Genomic DNA, 17,272 nt, shown 5'->3' with positions numbered 1-17,272 from the left:
ATCCCCTGTGTGGTGCGGATTGTTCGCTGTTTGGAAACAGAGTAGGGGCGCGTTCCCTGTTTAACGTCACACCGGCCGCCTTATATTTCGACTATCGCCAATCCCCCTGAGGTTGCCCATGTCGCCCCGTCCATCGTCCCGCTCTGCCGACGCCGCCGCGCTTGCCGCGGCCGACGGCGTGGAAGCCGATCTCTCGATCGAGCTGCCCGGCCGCGACCCGGTGGACGCCCGGGTGTACGGCCAGCGCCCGCGCGGCGAGACCGTGCCGCTGGTGCTGCATTTCCATGGCGGCACCTTCGTCTGCGGCACGCTCGACAACGGCCGCAACGTGGCGCGCCTGCTGGCCGGGGCCGGTGCGGTGGTGGTCTCCGTGGCCTATCCGCTGGCGCCCGCCTCGCCGTTCCCAGAGCCGATCGAAGTCGGCTATGCCGCGCTCGAATGGCTCTACAAGCAGCGCACCAAGCTGGGCGGCAAGGGCGCGCAGGTGTACCTCGCCGGCGAGGAAGCCGGCGGCAACCTCGCGGCCGCGGTGGCGCTGATCGCCCGCGACCGGGCCCATCCGCCGCTCGCCGGCCAGATCCTGTTGTCGCCGATGCTCGACCCCTGCGCCGGCACCGCCTCGCTGCGCAAGGCCACCAACGACGCGGCCGAATGCCGCTGGGCCAAGGGCTGGGAGAAGTACCTGAGCTGCCCGTCGAACGCGATGCACCCCTATGCGGTGCCGAGCGGCTCGATCCGCCTCTCGGCGCTGGCGCCCGCGCTGGTGCTGGTGGGCCAGGACGACGCGATGCGCGACGAGGCACTGACCTTCGCCGGCCGGCTGCGCGCCGCGGGCATCGACGTGACGAGCAGCGTGCTGCCCGGGGCCGCCAACTGGCCCAAGGCGCTGTACGACCCCGAACCCTCGGGCTGCAAGGCCTGCGAGGCGAGCGTGCAGCAGCACTTCCGCGAGTTCTTCAGCGCGACCACGCCGCCGCCGGCCGCGCCCAAGCCCAGCTAGGCGGGGCATCGCGGCCGGGCTGACGCCGCGAAGCCGACTTCCCAGCCATTCCGTTTCCGAAATCCGTCTCCTGGCGCCGAAAGCGCCGGGATGGCCTGTTGCATCCCAAAAATGTCATCGAGAAGGACGAACCATCATGTCGAACAAGAACCAGAACCTTTCTTCCGCCGCCCGCAAGGGCCTGTGGCCCGCAGTCACCGGGCTGACCGCCGTGCTCGCCGTCGCCGCCGCGGTGCTGGGCATGCACAGCTTCAAGGCCGAGGCCACCGCGCCGGCCGCCGCGCCGCAGGGCACGCCGGTCTCGGTCGCCACCGTGGCGCCGAGCGAGGTCAACGCCTGGGACGAGTTCTCGGGCCGCCTCGAAGCGGTGCAGCGCGTGGACGTGCGCTCCCGCGTGGCCGGCGCGGTGCAGGCGGTGCACTTCCGCGAGGGCGCGCTGGTCAAGCAGGGCGACCTGCTGATCACCATCGATCCCGCGCCCTATGCCGCCGAAGTGGAGCGCGCCGAGGCGCAGGTCGCGTCGGCCCAGGCCCGCCAGGCTTTCGCCCGCAGCGAGCAGGAGCGCGCCAAGCGCCTCTGGGACGAGCAGGCGATCGCCCAGCGCGAGTACGACGAGCGCGTGAACGCCAGCCGCGAAGCCGACGCCAACCTGCGCGCCGCGCAGGCCTCGCTGCAGTCGGCGCGCCTGAACCTCGGCTACACCCAGGTGCGGGCGCCGGTGGCGGGCCGCATCGGCAAGCTCGAGATCACCGTCGGCAACCTCGTGGCCGCCGGTCCCGGCGCACCGGTGCTGACCACGCTGGTCTCGGTGAGCCCGATCTATGCGAGCTTCGATGTCGACGAGCAGGTGATCACCCGCGCGCTGAAGGACCTGCCCAGCGGTTCGAGCGCACGCGGCCAGATCGAGAGCATTCCCGTGCAGATGGGCACCGCCGGCCTGGAGGGCACGCCCTTCGCCGGCAAGCTGCAGCTGATCGACAACCAGGTCGACGCCCGCAGCGGCACGGTGCGGGTGCGCGCCTCGTTCGACAACAAGGACGGCGCGCTCATCCCGGGCCAGTTCGCCCGCATCCGCATGGGCCAGGCCCGCAACGAGACCGCGCTGCTGGTGAGCGAGCGCGCCATCGGCACCGACCAGAACAAGAAGTTCGTGATGGTCGTGGGCGACGACAACAAGGCCGTGTACCGCGAGGTCGCGCTCGGCGCGCCGATCAACGGCCTGCGCGTGGTCACCAAGGGCCTGAAGGCCGGCGACCGCGTGGTGGTGAACGGCCTGCAGCACATCCGCCCCGGCGCGCTGGTGGTGCCGCAGAACGTGACCATGGACGCGAAGGCCGACACGAAGCAACAACAACCGGAGCGCGTGGCCGAGGCCGCGAAGTCCTGACATCGGAGGGGAGCGCCTTCGCGCTCGCCGGAGAACCAACATGAATCTTTCCAAATTCTTCATCGACCGGCCGATCTTTGCCGGCGTGCTGTCGCTGCTGATCCTGATCGCAGGCCTGATCGCACTGCGCGGGCTGCCGATCTCGGAGTACCCCGAGGTCGCGCCGCCGCAGGTGGTGGTGCGCGCCCAGTATCCGGGCGCCAACCCCAAGGTGATCGCCGAGACGGTGGCCACGCCGCTCGAGGAGCAGATCAACGGCGTCGAGGGCATGCTCTACATGGGCAGCCAGGCCACCACCGACGGCGTGATGACGCTGACGGTGACCTTCCGCCTCGGCACCGACCCCGACAAGGCCCAGCAGCTGGTGCAGAACCGCGTGGCGCAGGCCGAACCCCGGCTGCCCGAGGAAGTGCGCCGGCTCGGCCTCACGACCGTCAAGAGCGCGCCGGACATCACGATGGTGGTGCACCTCGTGTCGCCCAGCGGCCGCTACGACATCGACTACCTGCGCAACTACGCGGTGCTCAACGTCAAGGACCGCCTGGCGCGCATCGAGGGCGTGGGCCAGGTGCAGATCTGGGGCGGCGGCGAGTACGCCATGCGCATCTGGCTCGACCCGCAGAAGGTCGCGCAGCGCGGCCTCTCGGCCAGCGACGTGGTGGCGGCGATCCGCGGCCAGAACGTGCAGGCCGCGGCCGGCGTGATCGGCGCCTCGCCGGGCCTGCAGGGCATCGACGTGCAGCTCTCGGTCAACGCCCAGGGCCGGCTGTCGACCGAGGAAGAGTTCGGCGACATCATCGTCAAGACCGATGCCGGCGGTGCGGTGACGCGCCTGCGCGACATCTCGCGCATCGAGCTCGGTGCCGCCGACTACTCGCTGCGCTCGCTGCTGGACAACGACTCCGCCGTGGGCGTGGGCGTGTTCCAGTCGCCGGGCTCCAACGCGCTCGACATCTCGGCCAACGTGCGCAAGACCATGGTCGAGCTCAACAAGAACATGCCCGAGGGCCTGGAGTACCGCATCGCCTACGACCCGACGCAGTTCGTGCGGGCCTCGATCAAGTCGGTGATCCACACGCTGCTCGAAGCCATCCTGCTGGTGGTGCTGGTGGTGATCCTGTTCCTGCAGACCTGGCGCGCCTCGATCATTCCGCTGCTGGCGGTGCCGGTGTCGGTGATCGGTACCTTCGCGGTGCTGCACATGCTGGGCTTCTCGATCAACGCGCTGAGCCTGTTCGGGCTGGTGCTGGCGATCGGCATCGTGGTGGACGACGCGATCGTGGTGGTGGAGAACGTCGAGCGCAACATCGAGGCCGGGCTCACGCCGCGTGAAGCCACCTACCGCGCGATGCGCGAGGTGTCGGGCCCGATCATCGCGATCGCGCTGGTGCTGGTGGCCGTGTTCGTGCCGCTGGCCTTCATCAGCGGCCTGACGGGGCAGTTCTACCGCCAGTTCGCGGTGACCATCGCGATCTCGACCGTGATCTCGGCGATCAACTCGCTCACGCTGTCGCCCGCGCTCGCGGCGCTGCTGCTGCGCGGCCACGACCAGCCCAAGGACGCGCTGACGCGCGGCATGGACCGGGCCTTCGGCTGGCTGTTCCGCGGCTTCAACAAGTTCTTCCACCGCGGCTCCGAGGCCTACAGCGGCGGCGTGAAGGGCGTGATCTCGCGCAAGACGCTGATGCTCGCGATGTACCTCGCGCTCGTGGCCGTGACCTTCGGGCTGTTCAAGGCGGTGCCCAGCGGCTTCGTGCCGACGCAGGACAAGCAGTACCTGATCGGCTTCGCGCAGCTGCCCGACGGCGCCACGCTCGACCGCACCGACGACGTGATCCGCCGCATGGGCGAGATCATGAAGAAGAACCCGAACGTCGAGGGCACGCTGGCCTTCCCCGGCCTGTCGATCAACGGCTTCACCAACAGCTCGAACTCGGGCATCGTGTTCGCCATGCTCAAGCCCTTCGAGGAGCGCACCCGCCAGGACCAGAGCGGCGGCGCGGTCGCGGGGCAGCTGAACCAGGCGTTCGCGGGCATCCAGGACGCGTTCATCGTGATGTTCCCGCCGCCCCCGGTGGCGGGCCTGGGCACCACGGGCGGCTTCAAGCTGCAGCTGGAAGACCGCGCTTCGCTCGGCTACGACCAGATGGACGCGGCGGTGAAGGCCTTCATGGCCAAGGCTTCGCAGGCGCCCGAGCTGACCGGCATGTTCTCGAGCTGGCAGGTCAACGTGCCGCAGCTCTATGCCGACATCGACCGCACCAAGGCGCGCCAGCTCGGCGTGCCGGTGACGGACATCTTCGACACGATGCAGATCTACCTCGGCAGCCTGTATGCGAACGACTTCAACAAGTTCGGCCGCACCTACAGCGTGCGCGTGCAGGCCGATGCGCCGTACCGCGCCCGCGCCGAGGACATTGGCATGCTCAAGGTGCGCTCCACCTCGGGCGAGATGATCCCGCTGTCGGCGCTGATGAAGGTGAACCCCACCTTCGGCCCGGAACGCGCGATGCGCTACAACGGCTACCTCACGGCCGACATCAACGGCGGGCCCGCACCCGGCTTCTCGTCGGGCCAGGCGCAGGACGCGATCGAGCGCATCGCCGCGGAGACGCTGCCCAAGGGCATCGACTTCGAGTGGACCGACCTGACGTACCAGGAAATCCTCGCGGGCAACTCGGCCATCATCGTGTTCCCGATCGCCATCCTGCTGGTGTTCCTGGTGCTGGCGGCGCAGTACGAGAGCCTGACGCTGCCGATCGCGATCATCCTGATCGTGCCGATGGGCCTGCTCGCCGCGATGACCGGGGTCTGGATCTCGGGGGGTGACAACAACGTCTTCACGCAGATCGGGCTGATCGTGCTGGTGGGGCTGAGTGCGAAGAACGCGATCCTGATCGTGGAGTTCGCCCGCGAGCTCGAGTTCGCCGGCCGCACGCCGATCCAGGCCGCGATCGAGGCCAGCCGGCTGCGCCTGCGCCCGATCCTGATGACCTCGCTGGCCTTCGTGATGGGCGTGCTGCCCCTGGTGCTGTCGACCGGCGCGGGCTCGGAGATGCGCAAGGCCATGGGCGTGGCGGTGTTCGCCGGGATGATCGGCGTGACGGCCTTCGGCCTGTTCCTGACGCCGGTGTTCTACGTGCTGATGCGCCGCCTCGCGGGCAACCGCCAGCTCAAGCAGCATGGCGAGGTGCCGCACGTCGAGGACTTCGTCTCGGCCGACCATCCGGCCGCGCCGGCCGCACCGTCGTCGCACGGCGGTTCGGGCGGCGGCGGGCTGCACCCGGTGCCGGCATCGCCCAGGCCTTCGCACGAGTGATCGCGCGGGCGACGAACGATCAAGAAGAAAGAAGAGTTTCATCATGAAATCCGCAAATCAATCGTGGGCCCGGCCCGCTCGCATGCTGCGCAACGCGCTGCTGCCGCTGGCGGCGGCCCTGGCCCTGGCCGGCTGCGCCAGCGTGCCGAGCGGCCTGCCGGAAGTGCCGACGACGGCCCAGTTCAAGGAGCAGGGCGCGACCCCGCCCGCGGGCTGGACCCGCGCCGTGCCCTCCGAGGCGCAGGCGCGCGGCGCCTGGTGGCTGGCCTTCAACGACCCGGTGCTCAATGCGCTGATCGAAAAGGCCGACGTACAGAACAACAACATCCAGGCCGCCGCGGCGCGGCTCGCCGAAGCGCGTGCGCTCGCGCGCAGCGCCAACGCCGACCGGCTGCCGCAGATCGGCCTGGGCGCGGGCGCCAACCGCGGTGCCGGCCTCGACAAGGCCACCGCCAGCACGCGGCCGGCGACCATGACCAACATCGGCGCGACCTTCTCGTACGAGCTCGACCTGTTCGGCCGCCTCTCGGGCGCGAGCGATGCGGCACGGCTCGACGCGGCAGGCCGCGAGGCCCTGCTGCAAAGCACCCGCCTCGCGGTGCAGGCCGAAGTGGCGCAGACCTACCTGCAGCTGCGCGCGCTCGACGCCGAGCGCGCACTGGTGCGCGAGCAGGTCGAGGCCTACCGCGACACGCTGCGCCTGTCGCAGCGGCGCCAGCAGGCCGGCGACATCGCCGAGCTCGACGTGGCGCGGGTGCAGACCGAGGTCTCGTCGACCGAATCGGAAGCGCTTGCGCTCGATCGCCAGCGCGCCCAGGTCGAGCATGCGCTCGCGGTGCTGGTGGGCGATTCGGCCTCGAGCTTCGGCCTGCGCACCGACGAGTGGAACACCGCGCTGCCCGCGGTGCCGCCCGGCGTGCCGGCCACGGTGCTGACGCGGCGCCCCGACGTCTCGGCGGCGCAGAACGCGGTGTTCGCGGCGCAGGCGCGCGTGGGCGTGGCGCAGGCGGCCTGGTTCCCGGACATCTCGCTGACCGGCGCGGCCGGCTATGCCTCGCCCGAGATCGGCGACCTCTTCAAGTGGTCGGCGCGGTCGTGGGGCGTGGGCGCGCTGCTGTCGCTGCCGATCTTCGACGGCGGCCGCCGCGAGGCCGGCGTGCAGGGCGCCAATGCGCAGCTCGATGGCGCGCTCGCGAACTACCGCAACCAGGTGCTCGTGGCCTTCCAGGAGGTCGAGGACCAGCTCGCCGCGATCCGCATCCTGCAGGAGCAGTCGGCGGTGCAGGCGCAGGCCGTGACCTCGGCGCAGCGCGCGACCAGCCTGTCGGACACGCGCTACCGCAACGGCTACGTGAGCCAGCTCGACCTGCTCGACGCGCGCCGCAGCGAGCTGCGCAACCGGCGCCAGGCGCTGCAGGTGAAGTCGGCGCAGTACCAGGCGGCCGTGGGGCTGATCCGCGCCATCGGCGGCGGCTGGGAGGCACCGCCCGCCACCGCGAGCGCCGCGCCGGTGCAGACCGCGGCGCGTTGAACACGCGCCACGCAGCAAGAAAAAGAGGAAGGGGCCGCGGGCCCCTTTTTCTTTGGCGCCCGCAACGGGGCCGCGCGGCGGCAACGGACAATAGCCGCATGAGATCTCGATGCGTGATGGTCCTCGGCACCACCAGCGGCGCCGGCAAGAGCTGGCTGGCCACGGCGCTGTGCCGCTGGTATGCGCGCCAGGGCCTGAAGGTGGCGCCGTTCAAGGCGCAGAACATGAGCAACAACGCACGCGTGGTCGATGGCGGCGAGATCGGCAGCGCGCAGTACTTCCAGGCGCTGGCCGCGCGCGCGCTGCCCGAGGTGCGCATGAACCCGCTGCTGCTCAAGCCCGAGCGCGACACCCACAGCCAGGTGGTGCTGCTGGGACAGGTGAGCGCGGAGCTCACGGCCTTGCCCTGGCGCGGACGCAGCGAGCGCGTGTGGCCGCAGATCGCCGAGGCGCTCGACGCGCTGCGCGCCGAGAACGACGTGGTGGTGATCGAGGGCGCCGGCTCGCCGGCCGAGATCAACCTGATGGCCAGCGACATCGTCAACCTGCGCGTCGCGCGCCATGCCGATGCGCGCTGCCTGCTCGTGACCGACATCGACCGCGGCGGCGCCTTCGCGCACCTCTACGGCACCTGGGCGCTGCTGCCCGAGGCCGAACGCGCGCTGCTGCGCGGCTTCGTGCTCAACAAGTTCCGCGGCGACGCGGCGCTGCTCGCGCCCGCGCCCGAACAGCTGCAGGCGCTGACCGGCGTTCCGACGGTGGCGACGCTGCCGATGTGGTGGCAGCATGGCCTGCCGGAAGAAGACGGCGTCTTCGATGCGCACAGCCGCTCGACCGGTACCGTCACCCGCACCATCGCCGTCGCCGTCGTCGCCTGTCCGCGCATCAGCAACCTCGACGAGTTCCAGCCGCTCAAGAACGTGCCCGGCGTCCGGCTGAGCTGGGCGCGCACGCCCGCCGATCTGGTGGGTGCCGACTGGATCGTGCTGCCCGGCTCCAAGCACACCAGCGGCGACCTCGCGTGGCTGCGCGCCCAGGGCCTCGACCGCGCGATCGCGGCGCATGCCGCGGCCGGCGGCGCGGTGCTCGGCATCTGCGGCGGGCTGCAGATGCTCGGCGAGGCGCTGGTCGATCCGCACGGCATCGACGGCAATGCGCCGGGCCTCGGCCTGCTGCCGCTGGTGACGGTGTTCGAGCGCGACAAGACGGTGCGCCACCGCAGTGCGGTGTTCGGCGCGCTCGCCGGGCCGTGGGCCGCGCTCTCGAACGTGGGCGTGAGCGGCTACGAGATCCATCATGGCCGCACCGCGCTCCATCCCCAGATGGCGCAGGACGGCCGCGAAGCGATGCCCGAGGGCCTGGCCTGGCAGAACGCCCGCGGCAACGTGCTCGGCCTCTACCTCCACGGCCTGTTCGAAGACCCCGCCGCGCTCCACGCGCTGTTCGGTGCCGCCGCGCCTACGCTCGACGCCACCTTCGACGGCCTGGCCGATTTCATCGACAACCACTTCGAGGCCGGCGTGCTGCACGGCCTGATCGCATGACCGACGACCACATGATCCCTTCGATTCCCGACCTCCACGACGACGCACTCGCGGCGCGCCTGCAGGGCCTGCTCGACAACAAGACCAAGCCGCTCGGCGCGCTCGGCCGGCTCGAAGGGCTGGCGCTGCGGCTCGGCCTGATCCTCGGCAGCGAGGCGCCCGCGCTCGAGGCGCCGCAGATGCTGGTGTGTGCGGCCGACCACGGGCTGGCGGCGCGCGGCGTCTCGGCCTATCCGAGCGAAGTGACCTGGCAGATGGTCGAGAACTTTCTTTCGGGCGGCGCGGCCGTGAGCGTGCTGGCGCGCCAGCACGGCCTGGCGCTGACGGTGGTGGATTGCGGCGTGCGGCGCGACTTCCAGCCGCGCCCGGGCCTCGTGCAGCGCCGCATCGCGGCCGGCACGGCCGATGCCTCGACCGGCCCGGCGATGAGCGCCGCGCAGTGCGCGCAGGCGATCGAGAACGGGCGCGAGGTGGTGCGGGCTTTGCCGGGCAATGCGCTGCTGCTCGGCGAGATGGGCATCGGCAACAGCTCGGCCGCGGCGCTGCTGCTCGCGCGGCTGGGTGGCTTGGACATCGACGCCTGCACGGGCGCGGGCACCGGCCTCGATGCCGCGGGGCTCGCGCGCAAGCGCACGGTGCTGCGCGAGGTGCTCGCGCTGCATGCGACGGCCGTGGCGCCGCTGGACGCGCTGGCGGCCTTCGGCGGCTTCGAGATCGCGACGCTGGCCGGTGCCGTGCTGCAGGCCGCGCACGAGCGGCGCGTGATCGTGGTCGACGGCTTCATCGCCAGCGCCGCGGTGCTGGTGGCGAACGCGCTCGCGCCCCACGTGGCGCAGCGCTGCGTGGCGGCGCACTGCTCGGCCGAACCCGGGCACACGGCGCTGCTGCGCTGCCTGGGCCTGGAGCCGCTGCTCGACCTGGGCCTGCGCCTCGGCGAAGGCTCGGGCGCGGCGCTCGCGTGGCCGCTGCTCGAATCGGCCTGCCGCATCCTGCGCGAGATGGCGAGCTTCGAGTCGGCCGGCGTGTCGCGCGGATGAACGGCCTGCGCCACTACCTGCTGGCCCTGCAGTTCTTCACGCGGGTGCCGGTGACCGGACGGCTCGCCGAATGGGTCGGCTTCAGCCCGCAGATGCTGCGCGCGAGCGCGGCCCATTTTCCGGGCGTGGGCTGGCTGGTGGGCGGCGCGGGCGCGGCGGTCTTCGTGCTGGCGCTGCAAGGGCTGCCGGGGCTGGTGGCGGCACTGCTGAGCATGGCGGCGACTGCGCTGCTCACCGGCGCCTTCCACGAAGACGGCCTGGCCGACGTGGCCGACGGGCTGGGCGGCTCGGCCGACCGCGGCCGCGCGCTCGAGATCATGAAGGACTCGCGCATCGGTGCCTTCGGCGCCATCGCGCTCGTGCTGGTGCTCGGCCTCAAGGCGGCGCTGCTCGCGGCGCTGGCGGGGCAGGGCGCGCCGGCCGCGGTGGCGGCGGCCGTCGTGGCCGCGCATGTGCTGTCGCGGCTCGCGCCGCTGTTCCTGATCCGCTGGCTGCCCTACGTGGGCGATGCCGGCGCGAGCAAGGCGAAGCCGCTGGCCGACGCGATCGGCGCCGGCGCCTTGGGCGTGGGCGTGCTCTGGTCGCTGCCGGCCGCGGGCCTGCTGCTCGCGACGCAGGGGCCTGCGCGCACGCTGGCGGCGGTGCTCGCCTGCGCGCTCGCGGCGCTGGCGATGGCGCGGCTCTTCCGGCGCCGGCTGCAGGGCTTCACCGGCGACGGCCTCGGCGCCACGCAGCAGGTGTGCGAGATCGCGATCTACCTCGCGCTCGCATGGCGGGCATGAAGCTCTGGCTGGTGCGCCACGCGCGCACCGACGCGGCGCCGGGGCTGTGCTACGGCGCCACCGACGTCTGCGCACCGGCCGAGGCGACGCGCGCGGTGGCGCGGGCCGTGGCATCGCGCCTGCCCGAGTCCGCGGCGCTGGTGCATTCGCCGCTGCGGCGCTGCGCCGAGCTCGCGCATGCCATCGCGGAACTCCGGCCCGGGCTGGCGCCGCGCGCGGACCCGCGCATCGCCGAGATGGATTTCGGCGCCTGGGAAGGGCGGCCCTGGTCCTCGATCGCACGGGCCGAGTTCGACGCCTGGACCGGCAGCTTCGCCGACGCCCGCGCGGGCGGGCATGGCGAGAGCACGGACGCCTTCATGCAGCGCATCGGCGCGGCCTACGACGCATGGCGCGCGTCGGGGCAGGACGCGGTGTGGATCACGCACGCGGGCGTGATGCGTGCGGCGCGGCTGCTGCACCAGGGCGTGCGCCGCGTCGCGCATGCGGCGCAGTGGCCGGCGGCGCCGATTGACTACGGGGCCTGCGAACTGATCGAATGCGGCCAGCAGCAGACGACCCACGGCGCGCCCTGAGCGGCCGCCGCGCCGCCACCGTTCGCGCCATCCATGTCCACGCCCGCCACCCACGAACGCCTCTACGTCCGCCTCGACGAGGACCCGCTGCACGGGCCCGAGGCGGCCATGCCCGCGGGCGCGCTGCGGGCCTTTCCCGTGTCGGCGGCGCTGCGCGCGCATGTCGCGCACATCCTGTGCTACCGCGAGGCGCTGCCCGAGGGCCGCGAGCTGCTCGAACGGGTGCTGCCCGACGGTGCCGTGCGGCTGGTGTTCAATCTCGGCGATGCGCCTTCGGCGGGCGCGGGTGAAGGACAGCCGGTGGAGGCCATCGGCGCCTCGGCCGCGCCGGCGCTGGTGCGGCTGCGCGGGCGCGTGGAGGGGCTGTCGGTGACGCTGCGGCCCGGCGCCGCCGCGGCCCTGCTCGGCATGCCGGCCGGCGAGATCGCGGGCACCGCGGTGCACCTCGACCAACTCTGGCGCGGCGAGGGCGCCATGCTGCGCGAACGCATGGCCGAAGCGCCCGACGACGCAGCGCGCGTGGCGCTGCTCGACACCGCATTGCGGCAGCGGCTCGGCGCGAGCGATTTCGCCGCGCACCCGGCGGCGGTGCGCGCCGCGCAACTGATCGCGGCATCGGGCGGCCGGCTTTCGCTGCGGGAGGTGGCGGCGGGGGTGGGCGTCGGCGAGCGCCGGCTGCAGCAGCTGTTCCAGCAGCAGGTGGGGCTGTCGCCGCGCGCCTGGAGCCGCCTCGCGCGGCTGCATGCCTGCCTGCGCGCGCTGCGCCGGCCTGCTGCCGCGGGCTGGGCCGAACTCGCGCTCGACGGCGGCTTCTACGACCAGGCGCATCTCGCGAACGAGTTCAGGGCGCTCTGCGGGCTCACGCCGACCGAGTTTGTCGGTCGCACGGCGATTTCGCATTCTTCCAAGACCGCGGCCTGAGCCCCGCGCTACCTTCGAGGCTCGACGCAGCGAAAGGAGAGAAGCGATGCAGAACGACAGGAGCGGGAACGACAAGCCGCTGAAGGGCCATGTGGCCGTGGTCACCGGCGCGAGCCGCGGCGCGGGGCGCGGCGTGGCCGTGGAACTCGGCGCCGCGGGCGCGACCGTGTACGTGACCGGGCGCAGCACGCGCGCGCAGCCGGCGCAGGGCTACGGCCGCATCCTCGCGCTGTCGGCGCTCGACGCGCTGCCCGGCAGCATCGACGACACCGCCGACGAGGTCACGCGCCTGGGCGGGCAGGGCATCGCGGTGCGCTGCGACCACACGCGCGAAGACGAGGTGGCGGCGCTCTTCGCGCAGGTGCAGAGCGAACAGGGCCGGCTCGACCTGCTCGTGAACAACGCCTGGGGCGGCCACGAGAGTTTCGACGGCGTGTTCGATGCGCCGTTCTGGGCGCATCCGCTGTCCCACTGGGACGCGATGTTCGACCGCGGCGTGCGCAACCATCTGCTCGCGAGCCGCTTCGCGGCACCCGTCATGGTGGCGCAGGGGCGCGGGCTGATCGTGACCACGAGCTTCTGGGACCAGGGCAAGTACATGCGCGGCAACCTGTTCTACGACCTCGCGAAATCGGCGATGAACCGGCTCGCCTTCGGCATGGCCGAGGAACTGCGCCCGCACGGCGTGGCCTCGCTCGCCTTGTCGCCGGGCTGGATGCGCACCGAGTTCGTGCTCGCGGGCCACCAGACCGACGAGGCGCATTGGCAGGAGCGCCCGGCGCTCGCGCGCACCGAATCGCCGCGCTACCTCGGGCGTGCGGTGGCGGCGCTGGCGGCCGATCCCGAGGTGCTCGGCAAGTCGGGCGGCGTGCACCGCGTGGCCGACCTGGCGCGCGAGTACGGCTTCACCGACATCGACGGCCGGCAGGTCGAGGCCTTCGTGCTGTAGCCCTGGTTCAGGCCGAATGCGGCGCCGGCGTCTTCGGCTTGTAGTCGCAGTACTCGCGCACCGCGCATTCCCAGCAGCGCGGCTTGCGCGCCACGCAGATGTAGCGCCCGTGCAGGATCAGCCAGTGGTGCGCATGCAGCCGGAACTCGAAGGGCACGCGCTTCTCGAGCTTGAGCTCGACCTCGAGCGGCGTCTTGCCCGGGGCGAGCCCGGTGCGGTTGCTGACGCGGAAGATGTGCGTGTCGACCGCGATCGTCGCCTCGCCGAAGGCCACGTTGAGCACCACGTTCGCGGTCTTGCGGCCCACGCCCGGCAGCGCCTCGAGTTCGGCGCGCGTGCGCGGCACTTCGCCGCCGTGCTGCTCGACGAGGATGCGGCAGGTCTCGATCAGGTGCTTGGCCTTGCTGCGGTAGAGACCGATGGTCTTGATGTATTCCTCCAGGCCTTCGACGCCCAGGCGCAGCATCGCCTGCGGCGTGTTGGCGACCGGGAAGAGCTTGCGCGTGGCCTTGTTCACGCCCACGTCGGTCGCCTGCGCCGAGAGCAGCACGGCGGCCAGCAGCTCGAAGGGGGTGGCGTATTCGAGTTCGGTCTCGGGCGTGGGGTTGGCCGCCTGCAGCGTGGCGAAGAAGGGGGCGATGTTGTCTTTTTTCATGGGGCGTCGGAGGCGGCGAGCCGCTTGGCATTGGACTTCATGCCTTCGAAGATGGCACTTGCGACCTGCTCGGGAAAATGGGTGGGCATCTGCGTCCGGACGCGGTCGATCACGTCCGGCAGCGTCTCGATGATTTCGGCGCGCAAGGCCTGCGCGTTGGCGAGGCCGGCGAGCTTCGCGACCACGTCCCAGTGGCGCGGCAGGATTTCGGCCAGCTTCCAATGCGCGTTGCGGCTGCGAATCGCCATGGCGAGCCGGGCCTTGTGCCAGCTGATGTGGTTCGGCCCTGTGCCGATGACGGGCCAGGCGGAAAGCACGTCGTACAGCGGTGCGAGACGATAACCGCCGCCGCGCTCCAGAAAGATCGAGAAGTTCTTCGCATGGCCGTCGGTGGCAGCCAGCAGCCAGAACAGCATCTGCGCCTTCACGAAGTTGCGTTTGTCGGCCGCGGTCTGCGTGCTGCCGTCGAGCACGCGCAGGATGTCTCGCATGCCGGGGCCGCCGTCGGCTTCGTACTTGCGCGCGCCCGGGGCGCCGAGCGCCTGGCAGAAGTCTTCCTGCGGCAGCCGGGCGATCCATTCTTGCGGTGTGCCGGCGCGCTGCAGGGCACGGTCGAACCGCCGCACGACCAGCACCTTGCGGGCGCCGAACACCGCGATCTCGCAATGCGCCACCGGCAGGCCGAAGGCTTCCACGATGCGCGAGCAGAGCCATTCGTTCTCGACCGAGGCGTGCATGTCGACGCCCATGTTGCCGACCAATCCCAGCGGAAGCTTCAGGATGTGGGTCGTCGGCGTCGTACCCAGGGGGCGGTACCACTGGCCGTCGCGCCGCAGGAGCGCGGTTTTTTCCTGTGCGCCGGCAATGGAAATGCGGAAATCGTCTTCTTCGCGCTGACCCAGCGCGCGGCCCGCGGACAGCGATACGTCGATCGCCCGTTCGACGCCGGCGAGGTCCAGCGGTTCGGCCTCCACGCGATCGAAACCGATGGGCGACTGCTCGGGCTGCAGCAATTGCACGGCGCCCACGCAATCCCGGCCGATCGCGCCCAGCAGATCGAAGGCGCCGGTGCTGCGCGTGGCGAACTTCGCCTGCAGTCGCTGGCGAATCGGGTCGCTGTCGGGAAGCAGGTTGTCGAAGTAGTTGCGCACCACCTCGCCGCGATGCGGCGCATTCCCGGGCATGAAGGGCAGCGAGAGCGAAATCCGGCGCGCCGCAGGCGACACGACCCACGACTCGACGTACTGGAATCGATGCTCGCCGTCGCGCACTTCCCAGTCGCCCACCTTCTGGCCATTGATCCAGACGGCCAGGCGCTGTGGGGCTACCACGAGGCATCTCCGGTTGCGGGCCCGACCGATGGCGACGACGGCAATTCCTCGAGGACGAAACGGTAGCCCATGGCGGCGACCAGCCGTGCCAATTGGTCGAAGCTGGTGACGCCGGGCTCGGCCTCGATGCGGGCGATCCGCTTCTGGCTCACGCCGAGGCGCGTGCCGAGTTCGGTCTGCGTCAGTTGGTTCGCCTGTCGCATGGCCTTGAGCAGGGTGCGCATCTGCTGCGGCGTCTCGATCGGGAAGGTGGCCATGGTTACTACTTTCAAGGAGTAATCTCAGAATACTACATAAAGGTGGTAAATCCGAAAAACCGCTTCAGGGCAGTAAAGTACCCGCGCCTCGGTCACAACCGACAATAGCGCCCAGAAAGTGAGACCTCCCATGCAATTCGCTTCCCGCCTCGACAACGTCGAAACCTCCGCCATCCGCGAACTCTTCAAGCTGCTCGGCAAGCCCGGCATCATCAGCTTCGCGGGCGGCTTTCCCGACAGTGCCATGTTCGACGTCGAGGGCTTGCGCGAAGCGAGCCAGAAGGCGCTGGCGGAAGAGCCCGGCGGGGCGCTGCAGTACGGCGCGACCGAAGGCTACGAGCCGCTGCGCACGCAGCTCTCGGCCTTCATGAAGACCAAGGGCGTGGCGGTCGACCCGAGCGGCCTGATCGTCACCACCGGCAGCCAGCAGGCGCTCGACCTGCTCGGCAAGACCATGATCTCGCCCGGCGACAAGGTGATCGTCGAGGGGCCGACCTTCCTCGCCACCATCCAGTGCTTCCGCCTTTACGGCGCGCAGCTGGTGAGCGCACCGGTCGACGCCAACGGCGTGAAGACTGACGAGCTCGAGAAGCTCATCGCCGAGCACAAGCCAAAGTTCGTCTACCTGATCCCGACCTTCGGCAACCCGAGCGGCGCGATGCTGAGCCTGGAGCGTCGCAAGAAGGTGCTCGAACTCGCGGTCAAGTACCAGACGCTGGTGGTGGAGGACGATCCCTACGGCGATCTCTACTTCGGCGAAGCGCCGCCGCCTTCGATCATGGCGCTGAGCCAGGAGGTGCCGGGCAGCCGCGAGTTGATCGCGCACTGCGGCAGCCTCAGCAAGGTGCTGAGCCCGGGCCTGCGCATCGGCTGGATGATCGCGCCGGCGGAACTGCTCGCGAAGGCGACGATGTGCAAGCAGTTCAGCGATGCGCACACCAGCACCTTCGCACAGGCGACGGCCGCGCAGTACCTGAAGAGCGGCCGGATGCCCGCCACGCTCGCGCACGTGCGCGAGGTCTACGGCCAGCGTGCGAAGGCGATGGGCGAGGCGCTCACGCGCGAGCTCGGCGATGCGGTGAGCTTCACGCAGCCGAACGGCGGCCTGTTCTTCTGGGCCCGCCTCACGGGCGCCAACGGCAGGCTGGCCGATGCGAACGAACTCGCCAAGCGCGCGATCGAGAAGCTCGTGGCCTTCGTGCCGGGCGCACCGTTCTATGCCGAGAACCCCGACGTCGCGACGCTGCGCCTGAGCTTCGCGACCGCCGACGTGGCGAAGATCGAGGAAGGCGTGAAGCGCCTAGGGCAGGCGCTCTAGCTTCCGCTCAGGGCGAGCGGTGCAGGCGGGGTGCCGCCAGCAGCGCGAGGTTGTCCGCGATGGCCGCATCCACGTTCGGATAGCGGCCTTTCATTTTGGAGAGCGTCATGATCGTCTGCAGCGCCTTCAGGTCCTTGACCGAGGGCGCGACGTTGATCTGCGCGATGGCCGCGGAGGGATTGCCGCGGTTGATCAGTGCCATCACCTTGCTTGCCCAGTCGTTCGCGCGTGCCATGCCTTCTTCACCTGCTTTCCATTGAACCGCCGACTGTACACAGCGGGGTACGATCCACCATGAGAAAAACCTTTCAGCTCCAGGTCGAGGGCAAGCACCCCGACCGCCTCGTCGAAGCCATCAAGCACGAGATCCGCAAGTACATCAAGCGCGAGCGCCGGCGCGAACTGCCCGAGGGCGCGGACTTCTGGGACTTCGACTGCCGCTTCGGCGGTGCTTCGGAGAACGCCGAGACCATCCATCTTTCCGCCATCACGGGGCTCATCGACGGCGTCGTGAAGGAAGGAGGCAAGCAGTTCTACGTCGAGATCCTGGCCAAGCCGGGCAAGCGCAGGCCGCGGGCGGAAGGGGAGGCTGCCGCTGCTTCCGACGAAGAAGACTGACGCGGGAGGGCGGGGGCGCGTGCCCAGGCCACCGGGTACTCCCCTCCG

General features: G+C 70.8%; 16 protein-coding genes. 12 read left to right on the top strand and 4 right to left on the bottom strand.

Going from position 1 to position 17,272, the window contains the following annotated elements; all coding sequences use genetic code 11:
* Positions 1–118: 118 nt before the first annotated feature.
* From M2165_RS22705 to M2165_RS22660, 10 genes are all read left to right on the top strand, one after another.
* Entirely contained in the window at positions 119–1,000 is an 882-nt protein-coding gene (locus tag M2165_RS22705) for an alpha/beta hydrolase (protein WP_280816834.1), read from the top strand.
* Between the two features lie 136 nt (positions 1,001–1,136).
* Positions 1,137–2,387 carry an efflux RND transporter periplasmic adaptor subunit gene (locus tag M2165_RS22700; RefSeq protein ID WP_280816833.1) on the top strand — a complete coding sequence of 417 codons (1,251 nt, stop codon included), beginning with the start codon at positions 1,137–1,139 and terminating at the stop codon, positions 2,385–2,387.
* A gap of 40 nt (positions 2,388–2,427) precedes the next feature.
* The gene (locus M2165_RS22695; RefSeq protein WP_280816832.1) at positions 2,428–5,706 is read left to right on the top strand and encodes an efflux RND transporter permease subunit; all 3,279 of its coding nucleotides are present in this window, start codon (positions 2,428–2,430) and stop codon (positions 5,704–5,706) included.
* Positions 5,707–5,749: 43 nt separating this feature from the next.
* Positions 5,750–7,237, top strand: a complete 1,488-nt coding sequence (locus tag M2165_RS22690) for an efflux transporter outer membrane subunit (protein ID WP_280816831.1) — start codon at positions 5,750–5,752, stop codon at positions 7,235–7,237.
* Between the two features lie 98 nt (positions 7,238–7,335).
* A complete protein-coding gene (locus M2165_RS22685; protein WP_280816830.1) occupies positions 7,336–8,781 on the top strand; it encodes a cobyric acid synthase in 1,446 nt (481 codons plus the stop codon).
* Positions 8,778–9,818, top strand: a complete 1,041-nt coding sequence (gene cobT / locus M2165_RS22680; RefSeq protein WP_280816829.1) for a nicotinate-nucleotide--dimethylbenzimidazole phosphoribosyltransferase — start codon at positions 8,778–8,780, stop codon at positions 9,816–9,818. The genes M2165_RS22685 and cobT overlap by 4 nt, the downstream gene beginning before the upstream one ends.
* Positions 9,815–10,600, top strand: a complete 786-nt coding sequence (gene cobS, locus M2165_RS22675; protein ID WP_280816828.1) for an adenosylcobinamide-GDP ribazoletransferase — start codon at positions 9,815–9,817, stop codon at positions 10,598–10,600. The genes cobT and cobS overlap by 4 nt, the downstream gene beginning before the upstream one ends.
* Positions 10,597–11,175, top strand: a complete 579-nt coding sequence (locus tag M2165_RS22670; RefSeq protein ID WP_280816827.1) for a histidine phosphatase family protein — start codon at positions 10,597–10,599, stop codon at positions 11,173–11,175. Before cobS ends, M2165_RS22670 begins: the two co-directional genes overlap by 4 nt.
* A gap of 33 nt (positions 11,176–11,208) precedes the next feature.
* Positions 11,209–12,096 carry a helix-turn-helix domain-containing protein gene (locus M2165_RS22665; protein WP_280816826.1) on the top strand — a complete coding sequence of 296 codons (888 nt, stop codon included), beginning with the start codon at positions 11,209–11,211 and terminating at the stop codon, positions 12,094–12,096.
* Between the two features lie 46 nt (positions 12,097–12,142).
* Positions 12,143–13,045, top strand: a complete 903-nt coding sequence (locus M2165_RS22660; RefSeq protein ID WP_280816825.1) for an SDR family NAD(P)-dependent oxidoreductase — start codon at positions 12,143–12,145, stop codon at positions 13,043–13,045.
* A gap of 7 nt (positions 13,046–13,052) precedes the next feature.
* On the opposite strand, the gene nth is transcribed toward M2165_RS22660, so the two are convergent.
* Genes nth through M2165_RS22645 form a run of 3 tightly spaced genes read right to left on the bottom strand, consistent with a single transcriptional unit; the run spans position 13,053 to position 15,288 of the window.
* The gene (nth, locus tag M2165_RS22655; protein WP_280816824.1) at positions 13,053–13,700 is read right to left on the bottom strand and encodes an endonuclease III; all 648 of its coding nucleotides are present in this window, start codon (positions 13,698–13,700) and stop codon (positions 13,053–13,055) included.
* Positions 13,697–15,031, bottom strand: a complete 1,335-nt coding sequence (locus tag M2165_RS22650) for a type II toxin-antitoxin system HipA family toxin (protein WP_280816823.1) — start codon at positions 15,029–15,031, stop codon at positions 13,697–13,699. Before M2165_RS22650 ends, nth begins: the two co-directional genes overlap by 4 nt.
* Positions 15,025–15,288 carry a helix-turn-helix domain-containing protein gene (locus tag M2165_RS22645; RefSeq protein WP_280816822.1) on the bottom strand — a complete coding sequence of 88 codons (264 nt, stop codon included), beginning with the start codon at positions 15,286–15,288 and terminating at the stop codon, positions 15,025–15,027. Before M2165_RS22645 ends, M2165_RS22650 begins: the two co-directional genes overlap by 7 nt.
* 130 nt (positions 15,289–15,418) lie before the next feature.
* Between M2165_RS22645 and M2165_RS22640 the strand changes: the two genes are divergently transcribed.
* On the top strand, positions 15,419–16,606 hold the full coding sequence (locus M2165_RS22640; protein ID WP_280816821.1) for a PLP-dependent aminotransferase family protein: 1,188 nt from the start codon (positions 15,419–15,421) through the stop codon (positions 16,604–16,606).
* Between the two features lie 7 nt (positions 16,607–16,613).
* Here the strand turns inward: M2165_RS22640 and M2165_RS22635 are convergent, their stop codons facing one another.
* Positions 16,614–16,841 carry a hypothetical protein gene (locus tag M2165_RS22635; RefSeq protein ID WP_280816820.1) on the bottom strand — a complete coding sequence of 76 codons (228 nt, stop codon included), beginning with the start codon at positions 16,839–16,841 and terminating at the stop codon, positions 16,614–16,616.
* Positions 16,842–16,900: 59 nt separating this feature from the next.
* Between M2165_RS22635 and M2165_RS22630 the strand changes: the two genes are divergently transcribed.
* The gene (locus M2165_RS22630; protein WP_280816819.1) at positions 16,901–17,224 is read left to right on the top strand and encodes a DUF6172 family protein; all 324 of its coding nucleotides are present in this window, start codon (positions 16,901–16,903) and stop codon (positions 17,222–17,224) included.
* Positions 17,225–17,272: the final 48 nt, after the last annotated feature.

The organism is Variovorax sp. TBS-050B (genome assembly GCF_029893635.1).
GTDB lineage: Bacteria > Pseudomonadota > Gammaproteobacteria > Burkholderiales > Burkholderiaceae_C > Variovorax.
This window is presented reverse-complemented; position numbering and strand designations above follow the sequence as displayed.